This is a genomic window from Arthrobacter sp. CG_A4 (assembly GCF_035985125.1).
In the GTDB taxonomy this organism is placed as follows: Bacteria; Actinomycetota; Actinomycetes; order Actinomycetales; family Micrococcaceae; genus Arthrobacter.
This window is the reverse complement of the sequence record NZ_JAXCID010000016.1, coordinates 80,370-87,752: the sequence shown is the minus strand read 5'-3', so window position 1 is coordinate 87,752 and position 7,383 is coordinate 80,370. Positions and strand designations below refer to the sequence as shown.

8 protein-coding genes and 1 pseudogene are annotated in these 7,383 nt (G+C 67.8%); 3 read left to right on the top strand and 6 right to left on the bottom strand.

Annotation, left to right across the window (positions count from 1 at the left end; translation table 11 throughout):
- The 5 genes and pseudogenes from RCH07_RS09060 to purB form a co-directional block, all read right to left on the bottom strand.
- Window positions 1-305, bottom strand: a pseudogene (locus RCH07_RS09060) (IS21 family transposase); the annotation flags it as partial.
- Window positions 306-332: 27 nt separating this feature from the next.
- A complete protein-coding gene (locus tag RCH07_RS09055) occupies window positions 333-551 on the bottom strand; it encodes a hypothetical protein (RefSeq protein WP_326967136.1) in 219 nt (72 codons plus the stop codon).
- A gap of 222 nt (window positions 552-773) precedes the next feature.
- Complete coding sequence (locus RCH07_RS09050) at window positions 774-1,277, bottom strand: GNAT family N-acetyltransferase (protein WP_326967135.1); 504 nt, start codon at window positions 1,275-1,277, stop codon at window positions 774-776.
- Window positions 1,278-1,438: 161 nt separating this feature from the next.
- Entirely contained in the window at window positions 1,439-2,131 is a 693-nt protein-coding gene (locus RCH07_RS09045) for a histidine phosphatase family protein (protein ID WP_326967134.1), read from the bottom strand.
- The gene (purB, locus tag RCH07_RS09040; protein ID WP_326967133.1) at window positions 2,128-3,567 is read right to left on the bottom strand and encodes an adenylosuccinate lyase; all 1,440 of its coding nucleotides are present in this window, start codon (window positions 3,565-3,567) and stop codon (window positions 2,128-2,130) included. The genes RCH07_RS09045 and purB overlap by 4 nt, the downstream gene beginning before the upstream one ends.
- A gap of 146 nt (window positions 3,568-3,713) precedes the next feature.
- Between purB and RCH07_RS09035 the strand changes: the two genes are divergently transcribed.
- Both RCH07_RS09035 and RCH07_RS09030 read left to right on the top strand, forming a co-directional pair.
- Complete coding sequence (locus RCH07_RS09035) at window positions 3,714-4,073, top strand: hypothetical protein (protein ID WP_326967132.1); 360 nt, start codon at window positions 3,714-3,716, stop codon at window positions 4,071-4,073.
- A gap of 44 nt (window positions 4,074-4,117) precedes the next feature.
- A complete protein-coding gene (locus RCH07_RS09030) occupies window positions 4,118-5,545 on the top strand; it encodes a hypothetical protein (protein WP_326967131.1) in 1,428 nt (475 codons plus the stop codon).
- 215 nt (window positions 5,546-5,760) lie between these two features.
- Here RCH07_RS09030 and RCH07_RS09025 read toward each other — a convergent pair whose 3' ends face one another.
- Window positions 5,761-6,150 (bottom strand): phage holin family protein, encoded by a 390-nt coding sequence (locus RCH07_RS09025; protein ID WP_326967130.1) that lies wholly within the window; start codon window positions 6,148-6,150, stop codon window positions 5,761-5,763.
- A 59-nt stretch (window positions 6,151-6,209) separates the two neighbouring features.
- Here RCH07_RS09025 and RCH07_RS09020 point away from each other — a divergent pair, with 59 nt between their 5' ends.
- On the top strand, window positions 6,210-7,328 hold the full coding sequence (locus RCH07_RS09020) for a histidinol-phosphate transaminase (protein WP_326967129.1): 1,119 nt from the start codon (window positions 6,210-6,212) through the stop codon (window positions 7,326-7,328).
- Window positions 7,329-7,383: the final 55 nt, after the last annotated feature.

The window sequence follows — 7,383 nt, the reverse complement described above, 5'->3', positions numbered from 1 at the left end:
TGCTTCATGTCGGTAAAGGCCCGGCAAAACACCATGCCCGAGTACGGCAACACCGCGACGAAAAGGTACGCCTTGGTGATCTCACCGGTCACCGCGTCACTGACCGGCAAGGTGTCACCGGCCCAGTCCACCAACATGACCCTGCCCGGGACGTGATGCAAGGTTGCCACCACCTCATGAACGGCGGCGTAGTCGTTGAACAACTGGCAGAACTGCGTATACCCATATTTCTTCCCCGCCGGGACCGCTACCTGGACATACCGGTGCCACCCCTGCTGCAACGTGTAGTGCCTGTTCCACTTCATCGACTTCACGATGTGGGCGAAGTCCGGCTAGGAAAAACCGGTCGAGACATTCTCCCTGCCATCAGGAAACAACTCCGCCAACTCGTCCCGGCCATACGCCGCCGCCTGCACCACCGTGATGCCGCGGGCGGCGATGGTCTTCTTCACCAAGGAGATATCCCGGCGTGAACATCCCACCATGCCGACAATCTCACTGTAGCTTCGGTGCTCAAACACCAAGGCCATGATCGCGCTGTAGTCCGCCATGAAAAGTCCTCTCAACAAAAAGCGGCAGCACCGAATGTGCCGCCAACTTCTCAAGAGCCAACCAGACCAACCCCACCAGTACCACCTGGCCGAAAGGAGCGGTACCACCTGACCGGACTGCCCGTACCATCAAACCGTATTTGCCAGTCTGCCGGTTCCATAGTGCGAGATTAGCCGACGACGGTGCGCCGGGTGCTGTGTGACGAGTGGCGGCGTTGGTCCTCACGCCATGGCGGTGTGGGCGGCGCTGTGCGAGTCGATTGCCTTGGCGTAGCAGAACGAGTGCTCCACCCCGACGTAGGGCCCGAAGCTGGGCACCGGCAGGAAGCCCGCGCTCTCGTAGAAGTGCCTGCCGTCCGGCTGGGCGGAGCCGGCCTCTGCGGTGATTCTGGTGATGTCCAGGGAATGGGCATGCGCCTCCAGTGCCGCCAGGATGGAGCTGGCCACGCCGGAGCCGCGGGTGTAGGGCAGCACGTAGAGCCGCTTGATCTCGGCGGTGTGCCCGTCCAGGATCCGCAGGCCGCCGCAGCCCACGGGCTGGCCGGACGCCTTGTCGTGCGCGACCAGGAACACGGCGGTGTCAGCTTCCGACGGCGGCGGTCCGGGTTCGTGGTCGCTGCTGCCGAAGCGGGAATCAAGTTCCGCCTGCTGGGCCGCACGCAGATCCGCGCCCACGGGGTTGGCCCACGTGACCTGCCGTATGTTGAGCCGCGGGTTGGTCTGCATAGCTGCCTCGCTTCGCCGAAGGGTTGTGCACCTCAAGGCTAGGCAGCGCCGGTTTCGTCCGTGTTTCCTGCGCGTAAGGCTTCGGAGAACTCATTGACAGCTGCGGCAGCCGGCCGCCGCGGCGTGCAGCCCCTATGCCGTGCGGCCGGCGGGGTCTTCCCCTACGGCGTGCGGTCGGCGGGGTCTGCCGTCGTCGGGTCTGCCGCCGTCGGATCCGTCAGGGCCAGACCGCCCACGGGACTTCCGTCCCAGTGGATGAGCCGCCAGCCGGCGTCGGGATCCCCGTCCAGCGCCACGATGCCGGTATTTTCCAGCACGTGCCGGGCGGCGAAACCGGGTTCCCGGTTGGCGGCCCGAAGTCCTGCCCAGACGCGGATGGCGGCGCCGTGGCTGACCACGGCCACGCTCACCGGGCCGCCCGTGCTGGCGGCCGCCGCTGCCTCGGCAATCCGGGTCATCGAGGCATCGTAGCGTTCGAAGAAGTCGTGCCCGCTGGGTCCTGCCGGCATCCGCCGGTCCAGCTCGCCCTCGGCCCACCCGAATACGGTGCCGAGGTAGCGCAGGTGCGATTCCCGGTCGGTGGCCTTCTCCAGCGCCCCGGCTTCGATCTCCCGCAGCCCTTCCAGCACCTCGACGTCGAGCCCCCGGTCGGTGGCCAGGGGAGCCGCCGTGATCTGGGTGCGGATCAGCGTGGACGCGTAAAGAAGGTCAATCGGCTCATTCGCCAGCGACCGGGCCAGGGCGGCGGCCTGCCGCGTGCCGAGCGCGGTCAGGCCCGGCCCCGGATGGGCGGTATCCAGCTGGCCCAGCACGTTTCCGGGCGTCTCGCCGTGGCGGATGAGCAGGAGCCTCATGCGAGGTGGTCCACCAGCTTGTCCGCGATGCCGGTGTAGTTGCCGGGGGTGAGCGCCAGCAGCCGGGCCTCGGCCTCCGCGGAAAGGCCCAGGCCCCGGACGAATTCCTGCATCCGTGCGGCGTCCACCCGCTGTCCGCGGGTCAGGTCCTTGAGCCGCTCGTACGGGTTGTCCATGCCCTCGACGCCGGCGATCGCCTCGGCCCGCATGACCATCTGGATGGCCTCGCCCAGGACTTCCCAGTTGGTGTCCAGGTCCGCGGCCAGCATGCTCCCGGCGACGGTGAGGCGGTCCAGGCCGTTGGCCACGTTGGAGATGGCGAGCAGCGAGTGGCCGAACGCCACTCCGATGTTGCGCTGCGAGGAGGAGTCGGTGAGGTCCCGCTGCCATCGGGAGGTGACCAGGGTGGAGCCCAGTACGTCCAGCAGGCCGGAGGAGATCTCCAGGTTGGCCTCGGCGTTCTCGAAGCGGATCGGGTTGACCTTGTGCGGCATGGTGGAGGATCCCGTGGCGCCTGCCACCGGGATCTGCACGAAGTAGCCGATCGAGATGTAGCTCCAGACGTCAGTGCAGACGTTGTGCAGGATCCGGTTGAACCGTGCGACGTCGGCGTACAGCTCCGCCTGCCAGTCATGGCTTTCGATCTGCGTGGTCAGCGGGTTCCAGCTCAGGCCGAGGCCCTCCACGAAGCCTTTGGCGACGTGCTGCCAGTCGGCCCCGGGGACGGAGGCCACGTGGGCGGCGTAAGTGCCGGTGGCGCCGTTGATCTTGCCGAGGTATTCGGTCCGGGCAATGCGGTCCAGCTGGCGGGTCAGCCGGTGTGCCATCACGGCCATTTCCTTGCCCAGGGTGGTGGGGGTGGCCGGCTGGCCGTGCGTGCGCGAGAGCATCGGCACGGCACGGTGGGCTTCGGCCATGGCGCCGATCTGTGCGACGAGCTTGTGGGCGGCCGGCAGCCACACGTCCTCGACGGCGCCCTTGATGCCGAGAGCGTAGGAGAGGTTGTTGATGTCCTCCGAGGTGCAGCCAAAATGCACCATGGGGGTGAGGCGTTCGACGCCGAGGCCGGCCAGGCGGCGGCCGATGTAGTACTCGACGGCCTTGACGTCGTGCACCGTGACGGCTTCGATGTCGGCCAGTTCGGTGACCGAGCCGACGTCGAAGTCGGTGACGATGGCGCGCAGCTTTTCCTGCTGCTGGGCGGTCAGCGGTCCGGCGCCGGGCAGGACGTTGTTGCCGGTCAGGTGGATGAGCCATTCGACTTCCACGGCCACGCGGTCGCGGTTGAGGGCGGCCTCGGAGAGGTAGTCCACCAGCGGGGCGACGGCGGACTGGTAGCGGCCGTCCAGCGGGCCAAGCGCGAGCTGGGGTGACGACGCGGCGAGGGCCAGGCGTCCGGACGGCGTGCGGGTTTCTGTGGCGGCAGTTTCAGGCATGTCCCGATTCTTTCACGAAGTCACGCCGCGCCTTCAGCGCGTTGTTGCGTGTGACCTGCAGCGGTTCGGAGGGCTGTCCGCCCCGGTTGTCCACATAGCTGCCAGCGGAGCTTTTGCGCGGCCTGCCGGCTCTCTAGCGTGGGGTCATGACGACGGGGATGGGCGGCTCAGTGACCGGCTCGATGGGCGGCAGCCTGGCTTCAGCTTCAGCCTCAGCCTCAGCAGCTGCCTCCGATGCCGCGGCCTGCGTCTCGCGCAGCTACGAGGTCCGGCAATTGGCGGCCCGCGCTGCCAGGTGCGCCGACCAGGCTGACGCCGTGCTCTCCCAATTGGCGCGGCTGGAGCTGCAGACCTGGCAGTCGCCCGCCGGAAGAGCCTACCGGATCACACTCTCCCTGCACGCCGCTTCGCTCCGCCGGGGCCGGAATACCCTGCAGGATGCCGTGGCCGTGGTGCTTCGGCACGCTCAGAATGTGGTGCTGTCCTCCGGCCGGCCGGGTTTCTGATGGCGGAGGCGACGCCGGCCGGCTCCGGGGGAGCGCCCGTTCCCGTGCCGCCGGTCGATGGAATGCTCCGGATCCGCGGCGGGGTGGGCGGGCTCAGTTTCCAGTTCGAGGAGCTGCTCGCCGGGGCTGCGGCTCTGGACGCGGTGGCGAAGGAGCTGGCCGCCGTGGAAATCGAGGCGGACGCGGTGCGCCGGGCACTGTTCCCCTATCAGCCCGATTCCTACGCCAGCGGCAGCAAGGCGATCGTCGCCGTCGGCGAGGGGGCCCAGGCCATGGGGCGTGTCCGGGCCGAGCTGGAGCGGCTCTGCCGCGAGGTCAGGGCCAGCCACCGGGAATACGAGTTCGCCGAGGCCCGGAACAGCCTGCTTCTGCAGATCGGCAAGTCAGGCCTGGGGTATGGGCCGTTGTGGGGGCTTTTCGGACTACCTCCCATCACACTCCGCGACGTGGTGGAGGATGAGGTTTCACGGGCACCCGAGAAGCTGGCGCTGCTGTTGGGCGTGCCCGCCGCCTTGGCCGGGGTAGCCGGTGCCGTCCTCGGCGCAGGAGGCGTCCGGGGCGTCGTCCGCGGGCTGGCGGCGGCGCCCGGCCTGGAGTTTCTCCAGCCTCGTCCGGTCCGTGTCGACAGCAGGCAAACCCGCACGGAGGTCGTAGACGTCTCGCCTGCCGGTCTGCTGCTGCGGGCCGAGGCACTTGGCCGCACCCGCGGAGACATCGAGGTCCTGCAGTTGGGGGAGGGAAGCCAGCGCGCATGGGTGGTGGTCATCCCGGGAACGCAGGGCGAACTTCCGGCAGGCGCAAACCCCTTCGACGCCGCCGGCATTGCAGAGGGCCTCGGCTACGACTCGGCGGAGACGGCCGCTGCCATCCGTCAGGCCCTGGCGGAGGCCGGTGCGGCGGCGGGCGACCCGGTGGCCGCCGTCGGCTACAGCCAGGGCGGAATCCATGCCATGAACCTCAGCCAGGACAAGGCGTTCCTGGCCGAATACGATGTGAGGTTTGTGCTTACGGCCGGTTCGCCGGTGGGAGGAATCGAGCCCGCGCCAGGGGTCAGCAGCCTGCACCTGGAACATGCGGACGACTGGGTGCCCGGGACGGACGGGCAGCAAAATCCTGACACCAAGGACCGGGTGACCGTCACACTGGAGAATCCGATCGCCGTCCGGGAGTGGCTGGAACCCGGCATGGGCCCGGGCCACCAGATGGCGCAGTATGCCGACGGCGCCCGGGCAGTCTCGGCGAGCCGGGAACCGTCGCTGCAGGGCTCCACCGCCGCCCTAGCCGCCGTCGTGGGGGCCGGCGGCGCCGCGACGGTCACGCGGTTCTCACTGCGGCGCGATGCCATGCCGTCGCCGCGGGGAGCGCTGATGGCACCGGGGCCGCGGCAGAGCCCGGTCCAGGGCCCGGTTCAGGGCAAGATGCAGGGCCCGGGCGGAAAACCGACGGACCGCACCCAGCGGCCGGCGGCCTAGCGCTCGCCGGTCAGGTGCATCTGGCGTGGCGCGTGGGTCGGCGGGGGTCCGGGCGCGGTGCCCGGGCTCAGGGACATGCCCCGCGCCGGGGCCAGCGGATGGACATAGTGCCGTTATGGCCAGTCCCGGGTGCGAGGAATGGGCATGTCCCCCGGTACCCGGCGCGAGAAGGTCCTGGCTCCGTCCAACCCCCGACGAACCTGCGAAAATGACCGCTAGCGCCTGGCGGTGCCGGGCAGCCAGCTTGCCACGAGCGAGACCCCGCTGATGATGAGGGCGGCGAGCACCGCAGTCCAGAAGAAGGCGTCGATGGTGAATTGCACGGTGGTGTAGCTGCTGATCCAGGACGTCACGTAAAGCATTGCCGCGTTGATGACAACCGTGAAAAGGCCCAGGGTGAGGATGGTGATTGGCAGCGACAACAGGCTCACGATTGGCTTGACGAAGGCATTAACAAGGCCAAAGACCAGGCCGATGAACAGGTAGCCCAGGATGATGCTGGCCGTACTGCTGCCCTGCGTGGAGATATCCAGCCCGGGGAGGATCCAGCACGCTATCGCAAGGGCCAGCCCGTTGATGATGACTCTAACGATGAATGAGCGCATGGCCCCATGCTGTCATATCCCCGGCACTCCCGGCAGGGCCGCGAAGTAGGCTAGATGGCATGACTTCATCAGAAAACCCGGCCGGGGACATCAGGCCCCGCCCGGTGGTCGACCTCCTTCCCCGCTATGCGGCCGGCAAACCGCCCGTCCCCGTTGAGGGCCTGGTCAGTTACAAGCTTTCCTCCAATGAAAACCCACTGCCCCCGATCCCTGCGGTGCAGCAGGCGATCGCGGCGCAGACCGATTTCAACCGCTACCCGGATCCGTTGAGCAGCAAGTTGCGGACCGTCCTCGCCGGGTTCCTGGACGTTCCCGCCGAGGACATCGTCACCGGTGCCGGAAGCCTGGGGGCCCTGAACCAGCTGCTTGCCACGTTCGCCGGCCAGAACGATGACGGCAAGCCGGACGAGGTCATTTACGCCTGGCGCTCGTTTGAGGCGTACCCGATCTGCGTCGGAGTCGCCGGCGCCGAGAGCGTCCGGATCCCGCTGACCGCCGACGGCCGGCACGATCTGGACGCCATGGCGGCCGCGGTGACGGCCCGTACCCGCATGATCCTGCTGTGCACGCCCAACAATCCCACCGGGCCTATCCTCGCTACCGCTGAAACCGAGCGCTTCATCCGTACCGTGCCCTCGGACATCGTGGTGGTCATTGATGAGGCCTACCAGGAGTTCGTGCGCGACACCGACGCCGTTGACGGCCTTGAGATGTACCGCAAGTACCCGAACGTTGTGGTGTTGCGGACTTTCTCCAAGGCCCACGGCCTCGCCGGGCTGAGGGTGGGATACAGCGTGTCCAACCCCGGTCTTAGCCAGCACCTGCGCGTCACGGCGACCCCGTTCGCGGTGTCCCAGATCGCGGAAATCGCCGCCGTGACCTCGCTGCGGCATTTCGACGAAGTTGTGGAAAGGGTACAAAGCCTGGTGGACGAGCGGGATCGCGTTACGGCCGGGCTCCGTGAGCTTGGCTGGTTTGTTCCGGAGGCGCAGGGCAACTTTGTCTGGCTAAACCTGGGCTCCGACAGTGCGGAATTCGCCGCCCTGGCGGGGGATCGGGCACTGTCTGTGCGTGCCTTTGGGGACGAGGGCGTGCGGGTCAGCATCGGGGAGGCGGAGGCAAACACCCGCTTTCTGGAACTCTGTGCGATCTATACAAAGCCACCACGGCGTTCCTAGCGCTTAACATGAAGCCCGCGGGCAGCCTACTGCGGATAAAGTAGGACGAGTAAGC